This window comes from Pseudomonas mandelii, assembly GCF_900106065.1.
Lineage (GTDB): Bacteria > Pseudomonadota > Gammaproteobacteria > Pseudomonadales > Pseudomonadaceae > Aquipseudomonas > Aquipseudomonas mandelii.
In genome coordinates this window covers 2068375-2088224 of the sequence record NZ_LT629796.1, presented here as the reverse complement: position 1 = coordinate 2088224, position 19850 = coordinate 2068375, and the positions used below count along the sequence as shown (strand labels likewise).

The window sequence follows — 19850 nt, the reverse complement described above, 5'->3', positions numbered from 1 at the left end:
TAGGAGATTTGGTTATGGAGACGAGTAAAGGGATATTGTTGACGGTACTCGACGTTAATAAAGACGGAGTTCAAGAGGTCAAAATAGAATTTGTTACTCGGGAAACTGACTTCGATCTGGGCTCCGGGAATTTTAGCGACACTATCGTTAATTCATATGCGGTTTTGGTTTCTAAGAAAAATGGCTCGACAACATTCAATAAGGCTTCCGTGCATGGCGATATTGACCAAGATGGAGATATTGATATGGAGGATGAGCAACTGCTTTTTGATCTTGCAAACACAGTCATTAAATTCAAGGCGAGTAGCGGAAATTGAAGGCGCTGAACAGTACTGGATATACAGCCACCTGTCATGTATGACAGTAGACAGCTTGTGAGTGGGCGGCCTACTTTGGGTTGGAGGATTCCAATTCAATGGAACCTCCCTCTCAATTGACTGACTCACGAGGTGTCATGATGGCCGTTAAAGAGATTCGCATTTCCATTGAAGATTTGAACAACGATAAAGTCCCAGAAGTCTTGCTCGAGTTCTATGACAAAAAGAAGGAGCTCGAGTTTTCAACTTCCGTTTCGGCGTCAAAAAAGAAAGGTGTTTACGATAAGGTTGACGTTAAAGGTGACGCCGATGGTGATGGGGATTTCGATCCCGCCGATGATAAAAAATTCATCCGCCTTGCGGCTGCCGCCGCTGAAATGTTGAAGTAAGTATTGGTGAGGCCGTACGGAATGCTCCCTACGGCCTATTTAGTTTTGGATTTGTTGGAGTATTGATGGGTTCTATCAAATATTTGCAATCATGAGAAACACATCGCAAGTGGCGCAATTATAAACTTCATTAGTAGTATTCGTTTCACGCGAAATTGTCGTGTTTAAAACATTAAAAGGATTTAATGAATGTCGAATTACAATCAGCGCGGTATCTTTCTTCAGCTGTTGCCCGCCTCTATCGTTAGTCCAAAAGAAGTTCGGGTTTCCATGCAGTTTGCGTTAAAGGAGGAGGGTTATGACCCGGAAAACCGCACGAGCACTTACTCCCTGCTGGACTCCAGCACCCGCGAGGCTGTATCGAATGACGGCGGCGTGACCTTCACCATGGGCGCCGCTCGTTCTGATGTGGACGGTGATGGTGACATCGACGCGCAAGACAAGGCCGTTCTGCTGGCCCTGGCGAAAGCTTATTCGAAAATCACTAATCCTTGAGTGCTACTGAACGCAGGCTTGTATAAAAACTGCATGAGTATGTCTTTGAACTAAGCACTTATAAGCGGTGCGAAAATTTCCGTGCCGCTTCTGTGTTATTGAATTGTGTAGGTCGCGCGATGAAAGCAGGATGAACTGTTCGATTCACAATTCTTTGACGGTTGACTCACGGGCCTTTGACCGTTCAGGGCCGAAGCTGTGAGTCATCTATCCACTTCTTCACACACGGTCGTCCGAGCATGTCCTTAACGCGCCTCTTTCCTGTGACGCTCCTGTTGTCGCTGGCCGCACTTTTCAACCTGACGGTGGCCTTCGCTGACGACAGCGCATCGCCCCGCCCGGCGGAATGGGCTCAATCGGTAGAGGCGCAATACAACCTCTACCAAATGACCCCGACGCTTTACCGCAGCGCTTTGCCCGACAGCGGCGCCGTATCGCTGCTGAAGAAACTCAACGTCGCGACCGTCATCAATTTTCTGCCCGAGTCGGATTCAAGCTGGTTGTCCACGCCGGACATTACTCAGGTGCAGCTGCCCTATCGCACCAATCACGTGGATGACGCCCAGGTGCTCAAGGCCCTTCGTGCCATCCAGACCGCCGAATCCCACGGCCCGGTGCTCATGCATTGCAAACACGGTTCGGACCGCACCGGCCTGATGGCGGCGATGTATCGGGTGGTGGTGCAAGGCTGGAGCAAGGAAGACGCCCTGAACGAGATGACCCAAGGCGGCTTTGGTGACAGCACCCATTTCAAGGACGGTGTGCGTTACATGATGCAGGCCGATGCCGACAAGCTTCGGACCGCGCTCGCCAACGGCGATTGCAGCACCAGTCCGTTTGCGGCCTGTTCCATGAAGAGTTGGTTCCAGTCCGCCCACGTCGAATAAGCATCAGTTCAGTGGGCAGCGGCTGCTGGACGGCGTTGCGAAAAAGCTGTCGGCGATCGGTTGTCCGAGGAATTCTTCCAGGGCGACCAATAGCGATCGCGAATCCCCCGGCGAAAAAAAGGCTTCGCGAAAGGCCTTGCCGGTTTGCGGGTTGAATACCCACTCGCGTTGAAACCGTTTGAACACCTCGGTCGCCAGTACACCCGACCATTTGTAGGCGTAAACCGACGCTGCGTACCCGGTCACCAGGTAATCGAAGCTGTTGGCGAACCGACAGTAAGGCGGCAGTTGCAGGTGAGGGATCTCGCGCTGCACGTCATCGAAGATCTGTTCAACGCTTCGGCCATCGCCTTGGCTGCGGTGCAATTCGAAGTCAAACAACGCGGACATTAACAGCTCTGCGGTTTGCCGGCTGGTCTGGGTCTGGATGGCTGCCAATGCGGCGTCGACTCGCGCTTCGGCCAGGCGCTCGCCGGTCTGGTGGTGAGCGGCCAGCCACAGCAGAAACTCCCCTGACAGGCACCAAAGCTCGAACAATTGCCCGGTGAACTCTGCCGAATCGCGTCCCAGCTGGGTGATACCGGACAGGCGATGGTGAGGCGAGCGGGTCAGAACGTGCTGCAGGCAATGGCCGAACTCATGGAACAAAACCCGCAGGTCCTTATGAGCGAGAAGGCAAGGATGCTCGGCAATCCCGGGCGTGAAGTTGCCATGAAGCACGGCGATCGGCAGCGTCAATCGACCTTCGGCGTTCACCCGTCGATTACGTGGCGTGGCGGTCCAGGCAAAGTCCGGCGCTTCGTCCCGATGAAAAGGGTCGAGGTAAATGTACCCGACGACCTGGCCATGCTCGCTGATTTCAAACAGACGCACGTTGTCATGCCAGCGACTGCACTCTTTCTGTTCGACGATCCGGATGCCAAACATGCGCTCGCTGAACAGGCAGAGCCGCTGCAAAGTCCCGTCCAGTGGAAAGTACGTTCGCAGGTTTTTCAGCGCCCCGCCGAGACGTTGCTGGCGCAATTGTTCGGCGAGAAACTCGTGGTCCCAAGGATGGACTTCAGTCATGCCGCGCTCAAGCGCAAACGCCTTGAGTTCTTGTGCGTCCTTCTCGAGTTCCGGTGTTGCCTGCACGATTTGCCGCCGCAGGAAACCGGTGACTTGCTCGGTGGACTCGGCCATTTCCGTTACGAGGCTGAGTTGCGCAAAGTTCTCATACCCCAGCAACCTGGCTTTCTGATGACGCATGGACAACAGCAGCTCCAGCACCGGACCATTATCGAATTGCCGGTCGTGGGGGCCTTGATCGGAAGCCCGGGTGGAGTAAGCGACAAAGTATTCTTCGCGCAGGGATCGGTCTTCGGCATAGGCCATGACACGAGTGTAGGTGTCCTGGTCCAGACGCATCAGCCAGCCGTCGTGCCCTGCCTGTTGCGCGTTGACTGTCAGACGCTCCAGTGTCGCCGCAGACAAACCGCGCAACTGCGAGATGTCATCGATGCGCTTGCTCCAGGCTGCGCTGGCGCCTTCCAGGTTGGTCAGGAACAGGCTTTGCAGCACCCCGATGTCACGATTCAGCCGGGCCAGCGTCTGCTGTTGTTCGATGGGCAAGTCGATGCCGGACAAGCGAAACCGGCGCAGAATTTTGTTCAAAACCGCTTTGCGCGGTTCATCGTAATTCGCCGCAGCGGGACTTTGCGCCAGCCGCTGATAAGCCCGGAACAGTGCATGATTACCCATCTTTTCAGATTTGTACTGCGCAGCGGCATCGCGGCAAGTCCCGCTGGCTGCGTCCCAGGCCTTACCCTCATGTTTCACCATTGAAAGGGTTTCGATGACGCCCATGGCCTCATCCAGACGCGCATCGGTTTCATCAACGGCCAATACCAGATCATCCCAGTTCGGGGTCGTGGATTGGCTCGCGATAATCCCGGCAATGGCCTTGCGGTTGTCGGCAACAAGGGTGTCGATGGCATGCACCAGGTGCTCGGCGCGAATGTCCGGCCAGGGCGGCAGGTCCCAGTGTTGTAGCAGCGGATTGTTATCAGGCATGGCGTCTTCCTTGAGTAGGGCTGAAGGATTCAGCCTAAGGAAGAAGCGCGGGGGAAGGGTGGTAAATAGATACCACCTTCCACCCGGTCTAAGGGTGGAAGGTGATGTTGACTCAATGGTGCTCGTCAGGCTTCTTCTTCAGCTTCGGGTTCGGGAAGAACTGCACCGCCTGAACCTTGGCGTCCGGCACCTTGAGCGCCGAAGTGTTGACCCGCGTGCCCAATTCCTTGGGCACCGACAGACCTTGTTCATTGAGCGTATCCGAATAACCGCAGGCCACGCATTCGCGATGCGGGACCTCGTCTTCGTTCCACATCATCAATTTGTCCGGCTCGCTACAGGCCGGGCAGACCGCCCCGGCGATAAAGCGTTTCTTCGTGATCACAGGCCCCTCGCTCATGCTGCCGCGTCCTCACTCAGGCCGCTATGGCGCAAGAGTGCGTCAATCGATGGCGCACGGCCACGGAAGTCGACGAACAGCACCATGGGTTCCTGCGAACCGCCACGCGCCAGAATCGCTTCGCGGAACGCACGACCTGTTTCGGCATTGAGCACGCCGTCTTCTTCGAACTTCGAGAAGGCGTCGGCCGACAGCACTTCAGCCCACTTGTAGCTGTAGTAACCCGCTGCGTAACCGCCGGCGAAGATGTGGGCGAAGCTGTTCGGGAAGCGGTTGTAGGCCGGTGGACGCATGACCGAGACCTCGTCACGCACACCTTCGAGTACTTGCAGCACGCTGCGACCGTCGCCGTGGGTGGCGTGCAGTTCGAAGTCGAACAGCGAGAACTCGAGTTGGCGCACCATCATCAGGCCGGACTGGAAGTTCTTCGCCGCGAGCATTTTCTCCAGAAGATCCTGAGGCAGCGGCTCGCCGGTTTCGTAGTGACCGGAGATCAGCGCCAGGCCTTCCGGCTCCCAGCACCAGTTTTCCATGAACTGACTTGGCAGCTCCACCGCATCCCAGGCCACGCCGTTGATGCCGGACACGCCGGCGTGTTCTACGCGGGTCAGCAGGTGATGCAGGCCGTGACCGAATTCGTGGAACAGGGTGGTCACTTCATCGTGGGTCAGCAGGGCCGGTTTGCCGCTGTCGGCTGGGGTGAAGTTGCACACCAGATTGGCCACCGGGCTTTGCAGCACGCCGCTGATGGTGCGGCGACGGTCACGGGCGCCGTCCATCCAGGCACCGCCGCGTTTGTTGGCGCGGGCATAGAGGTCGAAGAAGAAGCGGCCGACGTGCTGGCCGTTTTCCTTGATTTCGAACAGGCGAACATCCGGGTGCCAGGCGTCGAAGCCTTTCAGTTCGGCGATCTCGATGCCGTACAGGCGCTGGACGATAGCGAACAGGCCGCCCAGTACTTTGTCGATCGGGAAGTAGGCGCGCAGTGCTTCCTGGGCAACGCTGTAACGTTGTTCGCGAAGCTTTTCGCCGTAGAAACCGCTGTCCCAGCTTTGCAGGTCCGGGCAGCCTTGTTCGGCGGCGTAGGCCTTGAGCTGTTCCAGGTCCTGGGCGGCGAACGGTTTGCTGCGTTTGGCCAGATCGCGCAGGAAGCTGAGGACCTGATCGCTGGATTCAGCCATTTTGGTGGCCAGGCTCAGTTCCGAGAAGCTGGCGAAGCCGAGCAGCTTGGCCAGTTCCTGACGCAGGTCGAGGATTTCTTCCATGACCGGGCCGTTATCGTTCTGACCGGCGTTCGGGCCTTGGTCCGACGCACGGGTGCAATAGGCGGCGTAGACTTCTTCGCGCAAGGCACGGTCCTGGGCGTAGGTCATCACCGCGTAATAGCTCGGGAATTCCAGGGTGATGAGGAAGCCATCCAGATCTTTGGCCTGGGCTGCGGCGGCCATTTGCGCCTTGGCCGAATCGGTGAGGCCGGCGAGGGCGGCTTCATCGGTCACGTGCTTGGTCCAGGCTTGAGTCGCGTCGAGCAGCTGGTTGGAGAAGCGGCTGCCCAGCTCTGACAATTTGCTTTGCACTTCGGCGTAGCGCTTCTGCTCGGCGTCCGGCAGATCGATACCCGACAGACGGAAGTCTCGGAGGGCGTGTTCCAGGATGGTTTTCTGCGCCACGTCGAAACCGGCGGCTTCCGGGCTGTTGGCCAAGGCTTCGAAGGCATCGAACAGTTCACGGTTCTGGCCCAGCTCGGTGGAGTAGGCGCTCAAGGCCGGCAGGCAGGACTCGTAGGCTTCGCGCAATTCGGCGCTGTTGCACACGGCATTGAGGTGGCTGACCGGGCTCCAGGCGGCGCCCAGACGATCATTGAGTTCGTCCATCGCCAGCACCAGGCCGGCCCAGGTCGGTTGTTTGCCCTGGCTGTTGAGGATCTCGATAATGGCGGCACGGTTGTCAGCCAGGATCTGTTCAATGGCCGGTTGTACGTGTTCGGCCCGGATCGCCGAGAAGGGCGGCAGGTCGTAGGACTGCAAAAGAGGGTTGTTCACGCTCACGGTTGGCACCTTGGCTGGAAGAAACATGGGGCCATCTTAATTACAATCGACGCTCACCGCAGCTATCAGCAAAAGAGAGAGAGCCTATCGTGACCCTTCGCAAGTATCAGAACCACACGCCGCTACTGGGTAAAGGCGCTTTTGTCGACGGCTCGGCGGTGGTGATCGGCGACGTTGAAATCGGCGAAGACAGCTCTGTCTGGCCGCTGACGGTGATCCGTGGCGACATGCACCGCATCCGTATCGGTGCGCGCACCAGCGTTCAGGATGGCTGCGTGCTGCACATCACGCATGCCGGGCCGTTCAATCCCGATGGCTTTCCCTGCTTGATCGGAGACGACGTGACCATTGCCCATAAGGTCATGCTGCATGGCTGCAGTGTAGGCAACCGGATTCTGATCGGCATGGGCAGCATCGTCATGGATGGTGCGGTGATCGAGGACGATGTGATTGTCGGCGCTGGCAGTCTGGTGCCGCCGGGCAAGCGTCTGGAAAGCGGCTTCCTGTATGTGGGCAGCCCGGTGAAACAAATCCGCCCGCTGACGGACAAGGAAAATGCCTTTTTCACCTACAGCGCGGCGAACTACGTGAAGCTCAAGAATTTGCATCTGGCTGAAGGCTACGACCAGCTCTGACCCTGCGCCCTTATTCAGGATTCAACATGCATTACCAAACCGTTTTGTTTGATCTCGATGGGACCCTGACCGACCCGCGCGAGGGCATCACCCGTTCGATCCAGTTCGCCCTGAGCAAACTGGGGATCGATGAACCCGACCTGACCAAGCTCGAACACTTCATCGGCCCGCCGTTGTTGCAGGCGTTCATGCAGTTCTACGACTTCGACGAGCCCAAGGCCTGGGAAGCGGTGAATTTCTACCGCGAACGCTTCAAGGTCACAGGCCTGTACGAGAACCGTGTGTTCGACGGCGTCACACCGCTGCTGGAAACCCTCGGCGGGCAAGGGCGACAGTTGTTCATCGCAACCTCAAAGCCGTGGGTGTTCGCCCGGGAAATCGCCCGGCACTTCGACTTCGCCAGGCACTTCAAGGTGATTTACGGTAGCGAACTGGACGGGACACGCACCAACAAAGTCGAGTTGATTGCCTACCTGATGGCCGAAGAAGGCCTGGACCCGGCCAACACCCTGATGATCGGCGACCGCAAACACGACCTGATCGGCGCGCGCAGCAATGGGCTGGATGCGGTGGCGGTCGGTTATGGGTTTGGCAGCCCGGAAGAATTGAGCGCAGAAGCACCGGCCTATCACTTTGAGACGCTGGAAGAGATGCATCAGGCGTTTTTGCGGCGTTGATCAGTACGCCTTCGCGGGCAAGCCTCGCTCCTACAAAAGCAACATAGACCCCGTAGGAGCGAGGCTTGCCCGCGAAGAGGCCCGCCCAGATACATCCTGTGCAACAGTTACCACCCAAGTCCCTTCTAATCGTCCTAGGCTCAAAGTCTGAGGTCACGATCAAGGAGGATCATTAATGACAGAGCTAAAACATGCTCATCGATTGCGCACCGGCCGATATTCGGAGCCCGGACAGATTTACCTCCTGACAGCCGTCGTTTTGAACCGGCAACCGTTATTCCATGACTTCAAGAGTGGGCGACTGGTAGTCGATGCCCTGAAAACTGCTGAGCAGGAAGGGTTTGCGACGTCACTGGCCTGGGTCGTCATGCCCGATCATTTCCATTGGCTGATCGAGTTACAGAATATTCAGTTACCCAGTTTGATGGCTCGAACCAAATCACGCATCGCAGTAACGCTTAATCGCTCGGCAGGACGCCAAGGTCCGGTTTGGCAACATGGTTATCACGATCGCGCCATTCGTAAGGAAGAAGATCTACAGGCAGTTGCTCGCTACATCGTCGCCAATCCGTTGCGAGCTGGCTTGGTCGAGAGGGTAGGGGATTATCCGCTATGGGACGCGATCTGGTTGTGAGGTTGAAAACGCCTTCGCGGGCAAGCCTCGCTCCTACAAAAGCAACATAGATCCCGTAGGAGCGAGGCTTGCCCGCGAAGAGGCCCGCCCAGCCACCAGATTTTATGACCCCGTCAATGCCTTCAGCGCTACCTTGCGCTCAACCACTGGCAACGCACCAAGCTGCTCGACGGCGGCATAAAACTTCAGCCAGTCCCCACCCTCCTGCCTGTACAGCGCCGCAAACGCCGGCACCCATTGGTCATACAACCCAAACGGTAACAACCGGGCGTTGTTCATTGGCGCGTTGATCCACGCGTCATAGCGTTTATCCCCGGCCCATTGGCTATCGCGCAGCTGTCGATAGTCATGGCGCAGACGTTCGAATTCCGCCGCTTTGCGTTGGCGCATCTGGTCGGCGGGCAGTGGCAGGGCGTAGAGATTTTCAAGCCGCGTGCGGGTATCCATAACCAATTGAATAAATTGGTCTCGATGCTGCGCCTGCGCGCCATTGTCCGCTGCCAGACCGCGTGATGCCCGCCATTGCCGGGTGCCTTCCTGCTCGACGAAGGTGGCGAAGGACTCGTTGAACTCGGTGTCGTCCTTCACATAAAAGCGCTGGTGCGCGAGCTCGTGGAAGATCAGCGTTGCCAGCCGCTCGTCGCCCCAACCCATCATTGAGCTGAGAATCGGATCGTTGAACCAGCCGAGCGTCGAATAGGCCTCGACGCCGCCAATGGACACGTCCATACCTTTCAGGCGTTGCAAGGCCGCTTCGCCGCGGGCAGCACTCTGGCTGTAGTAACCGCGATAGGCGACGCAACCGGCGATAGGGAAGCAATGGTTTTGTGCTGTCAGGGAAAATTCCGGCGTGGCAAAGACGTTCCAGACCACGAACGGCCGGCCAATGTCGGCGTACAGACGGTAGCTCTGGTTATCCGGCAGATGCAGCTGTTGGCTGGCGAATGTCCGGGCCTTTTGCGATTGGGTCAGGTGCGCACGCAGCATCGGATCGCGAGACGGATCGGCAAGCACCTGGGCCACCGGCTCCCTGGCCCGCAGCAATTGCAGCTGACCGCTGGCCAACTGGCTGTAATAGCTGACGCTGGCGCAGCCGCTGAGGAATAAAAGCAACATACCCGGAAACAAAATCCGCAAAACGCGATCAAGTAACCCAAGGCTTGGAAGCGGCCTGATCAAAATAAAATCATCCCTGGAGAGTCTGCCCGCAAGACTATCCCGCCTGACTGGAGCTCCGCTATGCGCAAATTGATGCTGACGGGAGGCTTGTTGATGCTGACCGGCTGTGCCGGTTTCGGTTTACCTCACCATGATCCGTCGCAAGCATGGATCGAACTGGACTCACAGCAAGAAGACACCGCCCTGCAAGCGCTGGAAGTCGATGACAAGGCCTCTACCGACAAGCGGTATTTCGAGGTGCATCCGGGCCGTCATGAGCTGACGGTGCGCTACCAGTTTGCGGTCCAGCCCACCAACATCGGCCCCGACGCCGAGCCGCTGTGGCGTGACTGCCAGTTAAACGTGAAATTCAACGACTTCAATGCCGGTGAGCGATATCAGCTGCAAGCGGGGAATATCGGCTTCCGGCCATGGGCAAAGCTCTATGATCAACAGCGAAAAGTGATTGGCCAAGGCACGCCGGCTGGCTGCCAAAGCAGCTGATCGGCGCTATGCTGAATGACCATCTTTTGGGACATTCATCATGCGCAGATTGATGCTGTTGCTCGCGGCAGGCGTGGTTGCCGGCTGCCAGAGTCCGTTACCGGCGGTAAATCCGCAGATGGCCTGGATCGACTTCTCGACGCCATTCCCCAACGACAGGTTGCTGATGGCAGAGCGACTGGACAAACAGCGATTGCGTGACGGGCGCTTTTTCCAGGTGACGCCCGGCAGCCATGAGCTGGTCGTCAGGTTCGACTTTGAGGTGCCCGGTGGTGGGGGCATGAACATGATGAACACCCCCACGGAACGGCTGTGCTACCTGACCGTCAAATACGATCATTTCGAAGCCGGCCAGCGTTATGTGCTGGAAGGCCGTTCGATCGCCTTCACCCCAAGCGCCCGATTGTTCAATGCAAAGCGGGAGATCGTCGCTGAAGATCGGCAGACCTATTGCGTCCCGTGAGGTGAATCAGCGGTCGTTTTTCTGGTAGATGATTTTCTTTGTGCCGTTTTCGCAGCTGCCGACGACCATGTTCTGATCGTGGACTTCGTCATTGGTGACGATTTCCAGGGTGTAGGACGAGACGTTATTGGCCTGGATCTTGGCCTCGATCTCGGCCTTGAGTTCTTCACAGGATTTCGGTGCCGCCAGGGCCGAAGTGGCCAGCGTGCAACCGATAATCGCCAAGGCAAAACGTTTCATGGTTGAAGCTCCCTTGAGGCCGCGCGCAGTTTTTGCGCTTGAGCGGCTGTCATTTATTCGACCACAGTTTTGCAAAGCGAGTTCTGACACCGCTCACAAAGCGCAGCTTTATCGTTGGAATTGTGTTGTTTACAAGTTCGCCTTCGCGAGCGGGTCGGGTCGCGAAGGCGTCGGTACATTCAACGCCTGATCATCAGCTGACCAACGTCGCATCCAGGCTGATTTTCGCATTCAGCACTTTGGACACCGGGCAGCCTTCTTTGGCCTTGTTGCTCAGCTCCTCGAACTGCGCCTGAGTCGCCCCGGGGATTTTCGCCTTGAGGATCAATTTCACCGCAGTGATCGCAAAACCACCGTCGACTTGATCCAGGGTCACTTCAGCATTGGTATCGATGCTGTCAGCCTTGAGCCCGGCATCACCCAGGATCATCGAAAACGCCATCGAGAAACATCCCGCATGCGCCGCGCCGATCAGCTCTTCCGGATTGGTGCCTTTGCCGCCTTCGAAACGAGCCTTGAAGCCGTAGGGCGCTTCTCTGAGTACACCGGTTTCAGTAGAGATCGAGCCGATGCCGGTTTTCAGATCGCCTTCCCAATGAGCCGATGCTTTCTTCGTAATAGCCATGTCTGCCTCCTCAAGATCCGGTGCGAGCGTCGCACCTTCATGGTTTTCGGTTGCTAGGGTTCTGAGGGTAGACGGTTGTGCAAAGTTCACCTCATCTCATAAAGTCCTACTGCTTTTGTAGGATTTTTTGGCCTGGCTATTGAATCTCGGGTATATGCCCTCATTGCATGAAGCACGCTTATAGATTCGGCAGGTTTTCGTTCGCAAGAAAAACCTGCGCCCACCATTGGAGAAGCAGGCTTATGAAACGACTGTCCGATATCAAGTTTTCGACCCTTGATCTGGTGCCCGTGCGCGAGAACGGCAGCGCGGCCCAGTCGCTGCGTAATTCCCTGGACCTGGCGCAGCATGTCGAAAAATTAGGCTATACCCGCTTCTGGGTCGCCGAACACCACAACATGGACGGCATCGCCAGTTCGGCCACCTCGGTATTGCTCGGCTACCTGGCCGGTGGCACGTCGACCATTCGTGTCGGCTCCGGCGGCGTGATGCTGCCCAACCACGCGCCGCTGGTGATCGCGGAGCAATTCGGCACACTCGAAAGCCTGTATCCAGGCCGGATAGATCTGGGTTTGGGGCGCGCCCCCGGTTCCGATCAAATGACCGCACGCGCCCTGCGTCGCGAGCGTTCCGGCAGCGCCGACGAGTTTCCGGAAGATGTTACGGAGCTGATGCGATATCTCGGCCCACGCACGCCTGACCAACGAATCATCGCCATGCCGGGCACCGGCACCAATGTCCCTGTCTGGTTGCTGGGCTCCAGCCTGTTCAGTGCACAATTGGCCGGTGAGCGCGGTTTGCCCTACGCCTTCGCCTCGCATTTCGCACCGCGCTTCATGCACGAGGCGATTCGCGTCTACCGTAATCACTTCAAGCCTTCGGCGGTGCTGGATAAGCCGTATGTGATGCTCGGTGTGCCGCTGGTCGCCGCTGACACTGACGAGCAGGCGGATTACCTGGCGACATCGGTCTATCAGCGCATCCTGGCGTTGATGCGTGGCCAAAGCCTGGTGCAGCGTCCGCCGGTGAAAACCATGGATGGCCTGTGGCTGCCACATGAGAAGGAAGCCGTCGGCGATTTCCTCGGGCTGGCGATGGTGGGCAGCCCGCAGAAGATCCGCGCCAAGCTTGAAGTGCTGATCGAGCAGACTCAGGCGGACGAGCTGATTTTCACCTGCGACCTTTACGAACATGCGGATCGGGTGCATTCCTATGAGCTGCTGGCGCAGGTCATGAAGGGCTGAGGCGCCGACGCCGCCACACAAAAAAGCCGACGCATTGCGTCGGCTTTTTGATTTGTAAGGGACATCAGTCTTTCTTGTAGACGATTGCCTTGGTGCCCTTTTCACAGGTACCGACGACTGTTCCGCCGGCCTCAGCGCCTTTATCGACGATTTCCAGTGAATAGCCGGCAACGCCCTTGACATCCAGTTTTGCTGCGATTTCGGCTTTCAGCTCTTCGCACGATTTGCCGTCAGCAAAGGCTGTTCCTGCAAGGCTCAACAAACCTACCGCTAAAATAAAATACTTCATCTGTCGCATTCCCTGGTCGGATCAAAGGGAGCATCCAGCCATCAGCCGGAGGCACTCATGTAGCGCTTTGCCATTTCCCTATGGCATTCGGCCAGCGCGCAAGTTCAGGAGACTAGCTCAAACTCAGCTGCTGGCAATCCGGAACCCGACTTTGAGCGTCACCTGAAAGTGAGCGGCCTTGCCATCCTTGATGTGCCCGCGGGTTTCGGTCACTTCAAACCATTCCAGGTGCTTGATGCTCTTATTGGCTTCGGCCAGCGCGTTATTGATGGCGTCCTCAATGCTGCTGGTGGACGAGCCAACCAATTCGACTTTCTTGTAGGTGTGATGGTCAGTCATGGCGTTCTCCTTGGGTGTGAAATACAGCCTAGCAGTGATTTTTCGTATTACTTCTGTCGGCTAATGCCATGCAGAAGTTCAGATTTACTGCACTTTCTCGAACCGTTGAAGTCCCAACCAACACACGCTACTCATCATCAATGAAGGAGAGCCACCATGGCCAACACCTCTTTACGTAAAGCCTCATTGCAAAGCATGGAAGCCGAGATCGAGAGTCTGCTGAAATCTTTGGAAAATCTGAAAGACGACGCCTCGGACGAGTCGCGTAAAACCCTCAAAGCGCTGAAAGGCAACGCCGAGAACGCGCTGAAACATTCGCGCCATCTGCTCAGCGATGCGTATGAAGAAGTCAAAGTCAAAACCCGCGAAACCGGGATTGCCACTCGGGACTACGCCCAGGAACACCCTTGGACTACTGCGGGCGTCGCTGTCGGCGCACTGGGTCTGCTTGCGGCTTATCTGCTGTTCAAGCGCGGCGACTGATCGGTTTGGTGCAGCTCGGCCTTGAGCCACTGCGCCAACTGTCGAGCGCGCCCGTCCGCGGCGCGCTTGGGTAGCCACAAGGCCAGTTGCGCCGGGGTTTCACTGAATCCCCAAGGCGCAACCAGGCGACCGGCCTTCAAGTCCTCAGCCACCAGCGGCTCAGGCGCAATCGCCACCCCCAGCCCCGCTACGGCTGCTTCCAGCAAATAATACAAATGCTCGAAACTTTGACCGTACTTCAACGCCTTGGCGTCGAGGCCACTTTGCTGTGCCCAGCTCGGCCAAGCCTGTGGGCGCGAGGTAGTGTGCAGCAAGGGTTCGTTCAATAACGCTGTGGCCTGCGCAGCTTGCAGCCTTTCATAACCCGCGAAACGCGGGCTCATCACCGGGCCGATTCGTTCGCTGGCCAACTCATAGACTTGCATGTCCGCCGGCCATGGCGGCTCGGCAAACACCAGCAGGGCATCGAGCCCCGGCCGTCGCGGATCGAGATCGCCTTCCCCGGCCGACAGGTGCAGGCGCAGGTCGGGCAAGTCCGCGTTCAGTCGTCCCAGGCGTGGAATAAACCAGCGCGCCAACAAACTGCCCGAGCAACCCAAAACAAATGGAGCGTCAGCGGTGCTTTGGGTCAGCTCTGCGCAAACCGTGCGTAGACGTTCAAAGGCCTCACCGCTGGCATCGCGCAAACGCACGCCGGCATCTGTGAGTTTCAAGCCGCGTCCATCCTTGATGAACAGGCTCACACCGAGGTGTTCTTCGAGCACCTTGAGTTGTCGGCTGACCGCACCATGAGTGACGTGCAGCTGTTCGGCAGCCTGACTGACGCTGTTCAGCCGTGCCGTGGCTTCAAAGGCGCGAAGGGCGTTGAGCGGGGGAAGGTCGTGGCTCATGGGATCTGTGAGTTTTCCTGACAGGTTGTGGCGATCTTATCGGTTTTCAGGCTGGGACGTCAGGGGTAGAGTGACCGTCATTGTCATCTCACGAATCCCACTGGAGCGACCCATGACCCAGACTAATCTGCGCAACGGCCCCGACGCCAACGGCCTGTTTGGCTCGTTCGGCGGCCGTTACGTCGCCGAAACCTTGATGCCGTTGGTGCTCGACCTGGCCCGTGAATACGAATTGGCCAAGGAAGATCCAGCATTCAAAGAAGAATTGGCCTACTTCCAACGGGACTACGTCGGACGTCCAAGCCCGCTGTACTACGCCGAACGCCTGACCGAATTCTGCGGCGGCGCAAAGATTTATCTGAAACGCGAAGAGCTGAACCACACCGGCGCGCACAAGATCAACAACTGCATCGGCCAGATCCTGCTGGCTCGGCGCATGGGCAAGAAACGCATCATTGCCGAGACCGGCGCCGGCATGCACGGCGTGGCGACGGCGACCGTGGCTGCACGTTTCGGCCTGGATTGCGTGATCTACATGGGCACCACCGACATCGAACGTCAACAGGCCAACGTGTTCCGCATGAAGCTGCTGGGCGCCGAAGTGATCCCGGTGGTCGCCGGGACTGGCACCCTGAAAGACGCGATGAACGAAGCGTTGCGTGACTGGGTGACCAATGTCGACAGCACCTTCTACCTCATCGGCACCGTGGCCGGCCCGCACCCTTATCCAGCGATGGTTCGCGACTTCCAGTCTGTTATCGGCAAAGAAACCCGTACTCAACTGCAAGCCCAGGAAGGTCGTCTGCCGGACAGCCTGGTGGCGTGCATCGGTGGCGGTTCCAACGCCATGGGCCTGTTTCACCCGTTCCTCGATGACAAAAGCGTCGAAATCATTGGCGTGGAAGCCGCCGGTTACGGCATTGAAACCGGTAAGCATGCCGCCAGCCTGAACGGCGGTGTTCCGGGTGTGCTGCACGGCAACCGTACTTTCCTGTTGCAGGACGACGATGGCCAGATCATCGACGCCCACTCGATCTCGGCCGGCCTCGACTATCCAGGCATCGGCCCGGAACACGCTTGGTTGCATGACATCGGCCGCGTTCAGTACACCTCGGTGACCGACGACGAAGCCCTCGATGCGTTCCACAAATGCTGCCGCCTGGAAGGGATTATTCCTGCACTGGAAAGCGCCCACGCCTTGGCCGAAGTGTTCAAGCGCGCACCGACCCTGCCCAAAGATCACCTGATGGTGGTCAACCTGTCCGGTCGTGGCGACAAAGACATGCAAACCGTGATGCACCACATGGAACAATCGAAGCAGGAGAAACACTGATGAGCCGCCTGCAAACGCGCTTTGCCGAACTCAAGGAACAGAATCGCGCCGCCCTGGTGACCTTCGTCACCGCTGGCGACCCGAGCTATGACACGTCCCTGGCGATCCTCAAAGGCTTGCCCGGTGCGGGTGCCGATGTGATCGAGTTGGGCATGCCCTTCACCGATCCAATGGCCGATGGCCCGGCCATCCAGTTGGCCAACATCCGCGCCCTTGGCGCCAAGCAGAACCTGGCGAAAACCCTGCAAATGGTTCGCGAGTTCCGTGAAGGCAATACCGAGACGCCGCTGGTGCTGATGGGGTATTTCAACCCGATCCACATGTACGGCGTGCCGCGCTTCATCGCCGACGCCAAGGAGGCCGGTGTTGATGGTTTGATCGTGGTCGACCTGCCGCCGGAGCATAACGGTGAGCTGTGCGAGCCGGCGCAGGCCGCCGGACTGGATTTCATCCGCCTGACCACGCCGACAACCGACGATGTGCGCCTGCCGACCGTTCTGAACGGCAGCTCTGGCTTCGTCTACTACGTGTCGGTTGCCGGTGTGACCGGGGCGGGCGCGGCGACGCTGGAACACGTTGAAGAAGCGGTTGCTCGTCTGCGTCGCCACACCGACCTGCCGATCAGTATCGGTTTCGGCATTCGTACACCGGAGCAAGCGGCGTCCATCGCGCGTCTGGCCGATGGTGTGGTGGTGGGTTCGGCATTGATCGACCACATCGCCAATGCCTCAACGCCGGCGCAGGCGGTTGATGGCGTGCTGAGCCTTTGCTCGGCGTTGGCTGAAGGCGTGCGTAAGGCCCGCGTCAGCTGAAGGTAAAGTTCCTGATACAGAGGAATTAGAGCCTCGCGGCACAGACTAAACAGCAAGACCGAGGGCTTCAGGACTACGTTCTGAAGCCCTTTTTGCTGTGTGTGCAGTGAGGAAAGACCTGATGAAAATGCCGAAACGTCTGATTGCCAGCCTGGGCGTGCTGATGCTCAGTGCCACGCCGCTGCTGCATGCGAGCGCCGATCAGCGCGACGATCACGACCGCGGCGGCCCGCCGCAGGGCCATTACGATAACCGTGGTGACAACCATGGCGATGACCACCGTGGCCCGCAGGACAATCATCGCGGCGGCCCTCCGCCACGGGACTTCGGCCCGGTGCGCCAGACTATTCACGATAACCACGGCTATTTTGTACGCGGGGCACCCCCTCCTCCAGGTGTTCATCTGGTGCGTGGTCGACCATTGCCTCACGGCTATTACGGTGAGCGTCTGGATAATCGTGCCTTGGGGCGGCTGCCGCATTACCCGGGCTACGAATGGCGCCGTGCAGGGGGCGACATTGTGCTGATCGCCGTGGGCACCGGGATCGTCTATGAAATTCTGGAAGGGGTGCTTTGATTTAACGTGCAGGCAAAGAAGGCGTCATGGATCATCCACGACGCCTTCTTGCTTATGGCAACTCCAGCCCGCCTGCTGCTTTATGCAATTTGCGCAAATGTTCGCCAACCAGTTTCAGGTTGGCTTCATTGGCGGCCATCTCCGCTGCCCGGCCTGGTTCGAGCAGCGCTCTGACTTCCTTGTCCAGATCGCCGGTCAGCAGCTGAAGCTGCTTCTGCCGCAGGTTGCTTTCCGATTCCAGGCGCTGCCATTCATTCGGTTGAGGCAATCCGTAACCGCCGGTGCCGAGCAGCTCTGCGGGACGACTGAGGAAGCCGCTATTAGCGAGAATTTGCTGCAAGGTCGCGTTTGCCTTGTCCATACCGCCGTTCTTCAATTCCCGTGCGCCCAGATAACGCTGCTTCACTTCATCCTGGGCCAGCACCAGTTGTTGACGGAAGCTTGCCTGCTCCAGCAACAGCAATGCCGCGCTGGTGCGCAAGTCAGCCTGCTCAAACCATTGCCGGCGCTCGTCAGCTTTTAATGCCAGCCAGTCTTCGACTTTTTCCTGCTTGATCGGCAAGTGCTTTTTCAGCACTTCGAACATCGCTTGGTAACGATCACGGAAGGAGTCGAAGCGGTAACCCAGGCGCAACGCTTCGCGTGGGTCATCCAGCACGCTGGTATTCGCCAGTCCGCGGCCCTTCATCACTTCCAGCAAGCCGTTGGGCATGATGCTGTCGAGCCCGACCAGTTTCGCGTTGTTGCTGCCGCTGCGCAGCAACTTCAAGCCTTCCACCGCGCAGTTGTTGGAGAGGAAATAATAATTGCCGTCGTAACTCCAATGCATCTCGGCGGCGTGTTCCACCACGTCTTCAATTTCGTTGCGCGTCAGGTTCAGCGGTACCGAGGCCAGGCTGCGCAGTTCAGTCTTGGTGTATTCGTCGATCACTTGGGCCAACGGCAGTACAAACAGGCGCGAGGGGTATTTACCCACCAGCCCATCCCAGCTCGAGAGCTGCACGTCGCCGACGAAGGCGCGGTAGGACAAGACCAGGTGCTGGTCGAGATCCAGTCGGCAATCTGGCCCGCGAGGCCGACCCGGCGCGCAGATCACCAGGCGCAACATGCTGTGCCCCCAGCGACTGACCCAGTTCTGGTTGGCTTCGGCCAGCAGATAGTCGACGGCGTACACCCGTTCCGGATCGACTTGGCCCAGCGGTTGTTTAGCAAAGTCGTTGCCGGCATTGAGGAAGGCAAAGGATTTGCTGCACGGGTCCTTGGCGGCGGGAGCCCAGCCGAAATGTTCTTTGTAGTAGCGATACAGCGCGGGGCGACGGCAGGCATAGCTCGGGTCGAGGAGGAAATACTCCATGTTGACCGCGACAAACTCTTTGGGACTGCTCGTTTCGTAGATGTCCGGGCTGCGGGCGATCTGCCGGTTGTGCTGCTCGCGCTCGCCACGGCGACCGACGTATTGCGGCCAACCGGCCAGGTCGAGCAAGCGCGGATCATCGCTCAGGGTAAAGCGGCGGTCGGATTGACCACGGCATTCATCCGGGATGCCGATCAGGCCGGAACTGTTGTTGCGCCGGGTACAGCGCTGGATCAGCGTACGTTCCGCGTCCGGCCACAGGCGCGAACGGTCGTAAATATGGGTGAGTTCATGCAACACCGTTGCGAGCATTTCGCGGCGGACGGTGACGTGGGGGCGATAGGTTTTTTTGGTGGCAGCGCTGCCGTCCGTGAGGCTGGCGAGCAGGTTGCGGTTCAGGTCGAGTTCGGACACCAGCGAAGCCTGGCCATAGGCATTGCTCGGCATGTCGTCGGTCCAGCCAACATCAATGCGCCGGTCCAGTTTTTCGATAAAACGTGGCGGCAAGGCCTGCATGGCTTCATCGAGCAACGCCTGACTGGCTTGCTGTTGTTCGGCGCTCAGACCCTCGGTCTTGAGTCGTAATTGCAAGCCAGCCTGGGCCGTGTTGCACAGCAGCAACATCAGCCCGGCCAGCAGCCAGGCGTTTGGCGACCTCACAGTGCGAGGATGGCTTCGGCGAGCACCTGATCACTGGCGTCCCGGGCTTCCGGCACACGGGTGCGCAATGTACTGAAGGCGGCCTCCAGATGCGCACCACGAATATCCCCATCGCTGGCGACGAAACTCGCGGCATCATCGTGGGCTTCGCGAATAATTTTCGAGTCGCGAATGGACGTCGTGGTATCGGAAGTGAAATCAAGTGTGCGTTGGGTGGCATTGATGAGGATGTTGCTGGTGGCAACCAAGGTGTGCGCCTGGGTCACATCGGCCAATAAAAGCAGGCCAAGGGCAACAGCAATCAGAGGGCTACGCATGGAACGACTCCGCAAGGACAAAGGATAA

At 58.2% G+C, this 19850-nt stretch carries 25 protein-coding genes; 14 read left to right on the top strand and 11 right to left on the bottom strand.

The window, feature by feature from the left end; genetic code table 11:
- The first annotated feature begins 14 nt into the window (after window positions 1–14).
- The 4 genes from BLU63_RS09380 to BLU63_RS09365 all read left to right on the top strand — a co-directional run bounded on the left by BLU63_RS09380 (window position 15) and on the right by BLU63_RS09365 (window position 2088).
- Window positions 15–317 carry a hypothetical protein gene (locus BLU63_RS09380; RefSeq protein ID WP_010465676.1) on the top strand — a complete coding sequence of 101 codons (303 nt, stop codon included), beginning with the start codon at window positions 15–17 and terminating at the stop codon, window positions 315–317.
- A 137-nt stretch (window positions 318–454) separates the two neighbouring features.
- Window positions 455–706, top strand: coding sequence for a hypothetical protein (locus BLU63_RS09375; RefSeq protein WP_077748821.1), 252 nt, complete (start codon window positions 455–457; stop codon window positions 704–706).
- Between the two features lie 189 nt (window positions 707–895).
- Complete coding sequence (locus BLU63_RS09370; RefSeq protein ID WP_010465681.1) at window positions 896–1201, top strand: hypothetical protein; 306 nt, start codon at window positions 896–898, stop codon at window positions 1199–1201.
- Window positions 1202–1440: 239 nt separating this feature from the next.
- On the top strand, window positions 1441–2088 hold the full coding sequence (locus tag BLU63_RS09365) for a phosphatase domain-containing protein (RefSeq protein WP_042932457.1): 648 nt from the start codon (window positions 1441–1443) through the stop codon (window positions 2086–2088).
- A 3-nt stretch (window positions 2089–2091) separates the two neighbouring features.
- Here the strand turns inward: BLU63_RS09365 and BLU63_RS09360 are convergent, their stop codons facing one another.
- The 3 genes from BLU63_RS09360 to prlC form a co-directional block, all read right to left on the bottom strand.
- A complete protein-coding gene (locus tag BLU63_RS09360; RefSeq protein ID WP_083375336.1) occupies window positions 2092–4140 on the bottom strand; it encodes a M3 family metallopeptidase in 2049 nt (682 codons plus the stop codon).
- A gap of 112 nt (window positions 4141–4252) precedes the next feature.
- The gene (locus tag BLU63_RS09355; RefSeq protein WP_010465685.1) at window positions 4253–4540 is read right to left on the bottom strand and encodes a YheV family putative zinc ribbon protein; all 288 of its coding nucleotides are present in this window, start codon (window positions 4538–4540) and stop codon (window positions 4253–4255) included.
- Window positions 4537–6615: an oligopeptidase A gene (gene prlC / locus BLU63_RS09350; RefSeq protein WP_167362272.1), complete on the bottom strand. Its 2079-nt coding sequence runs from the start codon at window positions 6613–6615 to the stop codon at window positions 4537–4539. The genes BLU63_RS09355 and prlC overlap by 4 nt, the downstream gene beginning before the upstream one ends.
- A 62-nt stretch (window positions 6616–6677) precedes the next feature.
- On the opposite strand from prlC, the gene BLU63_RS09345 reads away from it, so the two are divergent.
- The 3 genes from BLU63_RS09345 (at window position 6678) to BLU63_RS09335 (ending at window position 8534) form a co-directional block, all read left to right on the top strand.
- Entirely contained in the window at window positions 6678–7223 is a 546-nt protein-coding gene (locus tag BLU63_RS09345) for a gamma carbonic anhydrase family protein (protein ID WP_010465689.1), read from the top strand.
- A gap of 26 nt (window positions 7224–7249) precedes the next feature.
- Window positions 7250–7900, top strand: coding sequence for an HAD family hydrolase (locus BLU63_RS09340; RefSeq protein ID WP_083375335.1), 651 nt, complete (start codon window positions 7250–7252; stop codon window positions 7898–7900).
- A gap of 175 nt (window positions 7901–8075) precedes the next feature.
- Window positions 8076–8534, top strand: a complete 459-nt coding sequence (locus tag BLU63_RS09335) for an REP-associated tyrosine transposase (protein WP_077748819.1) — start codon at window positions 8076–8078, stop codon at window positions 8532–8534.
- Between the two features lie 102 nt (window positions 8535–8636).
- On the opposite strand, the gene BLU63_RS09330 is transcribed toward BLU63_RS09335, so the two are convergent.
- Complete coding sequence (locus BLU63_RS09330) at window positions 8637–9713, bottom strand: aminopeptidase (RefSeq protein WP_077748818.1); 1077 nt, start codon at window positions 9711–9713, stop codon at window positions 8637–8639.
- A 60-nt stretch (window positions 9714–9773) separates the two neighbouring features.
- Here BLU63_RS09330 and BLU63_RS09325 point away from each other — a divergent pair, with 60 nt between their 5' ends.
- Both BLU63_RS09325 and BLU63_RS09320 read left to right on the top strand, forming a co-directional pair.
- A complete protein-coding gene (locus BLU63_RS09325; RefSeq protein WP_077748817.1) occupies window positions 9774–10196 on the top strand; it encodes a PA0061/PA0062 family lipoprotein in 423 nt (140 codons plus the stop codon).
- A gap of 40 nt (window positions 10197–10236) precedes the next feature.
- Window positions 10237–10659, top strand: coding sequence for a PA0061/PA0062 family lipoprotein (locus BLU63_RS09320; RefSeq protein WP_042932455.1), 423 nt, complete (start codon window positions 10237–10239; stop codon window positions 10657–10659).
- A 6-nt stretch (window positions 10660–10665) separates the two neighbouring features.
- Here BLU63_RS09320 and BLU63_RS09315 read toward each other — a convergent pair whose 3' ends face one another.
- Complete coding sequence (locus tag BLU63_RS09315) at window positions 10666–10899, bottom strand: DUF1161 domain-containing protein (protein WP_010465702.1); 234 nt, start codon at window positions 10897–10899, stop codon at window positions 10666–10668.
- A gap of 193 nt (window positions 10900–11092) precedes the next feature.
- On the bottom strand, window positions 11093–11524 hold the full coding sequence (locus BLU63_RS09310) for an OsmC family protein (RefSeq protein WP_008152515.1): 432 nt from the start codon (window positions 11522–11524) through the stop codon (window positions 11093–11095).
- A gap of 242 nt (window positions 11525–11766) precedes the next feature.
- On the opposite strand from BLU63_RS09310, the gene BLU63_RS09305 reads away from it, so the two are divergent.
- Window positions 11767–12768 carry an LLM class flavin-dependent oxidoreductase gene (locus BLU63_RS09305; protein ID WP_010465706.1) on the top strand — a complete coding sequence of 334 codons (1002 nt, stop codon included), beginning with the start codon at window positions 11767–11769 and terminating at the stop codon, window positions 12766–12768.
- Window positions 12769–12832: 64 nt separating this feature from the next.
- Here the strand turns inward: BLU63_RS09305 and BLU63_RS09300 are convergent, their stop codons facing one another.
- Together BLU63_RS09300 and BLU63_RS09295 are read right to left on the bottom strand one after the other, a co-directional pair.
- The gene (locus BLU63_RS09300) at window positions 12833–13057 is read right to left on the bottom strand and encodes a DUF1161 domain-containing protein (protein ID WP_010465708.1); all 225 of its coding nucleotides are present in this window, start codon (window positions 13055–13057) and stop codon (window positions 12833–12835) included.
- A 123-nt stretch (window positions 13058–13180) separates the two neighbouring features.
- The gene (locus BLU63_RS09295; protein WP_010465710.1) at window positions 13181–13396 is read right to left on the bottom strand and encodes a dodecin; all 216 of its coding nucleotides are present in this window, start codon (window positions 13394–13396) and stop codon (window positions 13181–13183) included.
- Between the two features lie 156 nt (window positions 13397–13552).
- Here BLU63_RS09295 and BLU63_RS09290 point away from each other — a divergent pair, with 156 nt between their 5' ends.
- Window positions 13553–13879, top strand: a complete 327-nt coding sequence (locus BLU63_RS09290; protein WP_010465712.1) for a DUF883 family protein — start codon at window positions 13553–13555, stop codon at window positions 13877–13879.
- Here BLU63_RS09290 and BLU63_RS09285 read toward each other — a convergent pair.
- Window positions 13852–14769, bottom strand: a complete 918-nt coding sequence (locus BLU63_RS09285; RefSeq protein WP_010465714.1) for a LysR family transcriptional regulator — start codon at window positions 14767–14769, stop codon at window positions 13852–13854. The two genes, BLU63_RS09290 and BLU63_RS09285, sit on opposite strands and share 28 nt — an antisense overlap.
- A 112-nt stretch (window positions 14770–14881) precedes the next feature.
- On the opposite strand from BLU63_RS09285, the gene trpB reads away from it, so the two are divergent.
- The 3 genes from trpB to BLU63_RS09270 all read left to right on the top strand — a co-directional run bounded on the left by trpB (window position 14882) and on the right by BLU63_RS09270 (window position 17491).
- On the top strand, window positions 14882–16102 hold the full coding sequence (gene trpB / locus BLU63_RS09280) for a tryptophan synthase subunit beta (RefSeq protein ID WP_010465716.1): 1221 nt from the start codon (window positions 14882–14884) through the stop codon (window positions 16100–16102).
- Entirely contained in the window at window positions 16102–16914 is an 813-nt protein-coding gene (gene trpA, locus BLU63_RS09275) for a tryptophan synthase subunit alpha (protein ID WP_010465718.1), read from the top strand. The genes trpB and trpA overlap by 1 nt, the downstream gene beginning before the upstream one ends.
- 121 nt (window positions 16915–17035) lie before the next feature.
- The gene (locus BLU63_RS09270) at window positions 17036–17491 is read left to right on the top strand and encodes an anti-virulence regulator CigR family protein (RefSeq protein ID WP_083375334.1); all 456 of its coding nucleotides are present in this window, start codon (window positions 17036–17038) and stop codon (window positions 17489–17491) included.
- 52 nt (window positions 17492–17543) lie between these two features.
- Here the strand turns inward: BLU63_RS09270 and BLU63_RS09265 are convergent, their stop codons facing one another.
- Together BLU63_RS09265 and BLU63_RS09260 are read right to left on the bottom strand one after the other, a co-directional pair.
- On the bottom strand, window positions 17544–19505 hold the full coding sequence (locus BLU63_RS09265) for a DUF7844 domain-containing protein (RefSeq protein ID WP_083375333.1): 1962 nt from the start codon (window positions 19503–19505) through the stop codon (window positions 17544–17546).
- A complete protein-coding gene (locus BLU63_RS09260) occupies window positions 19502–19822 on the bottom strand; it encodes a DUF2388 domain-containing protein (protein WP_010465724.1) in 321 nt (106 codons plus the stop codon). The genes BLU63_RS09265 and BLU63_RS09260 overlap by 4 nt, the downstream gene beginning before the upstream one ends.
- Between the last annotated feature and the right edge of the window lie 28 nt (window positions 19823–19850).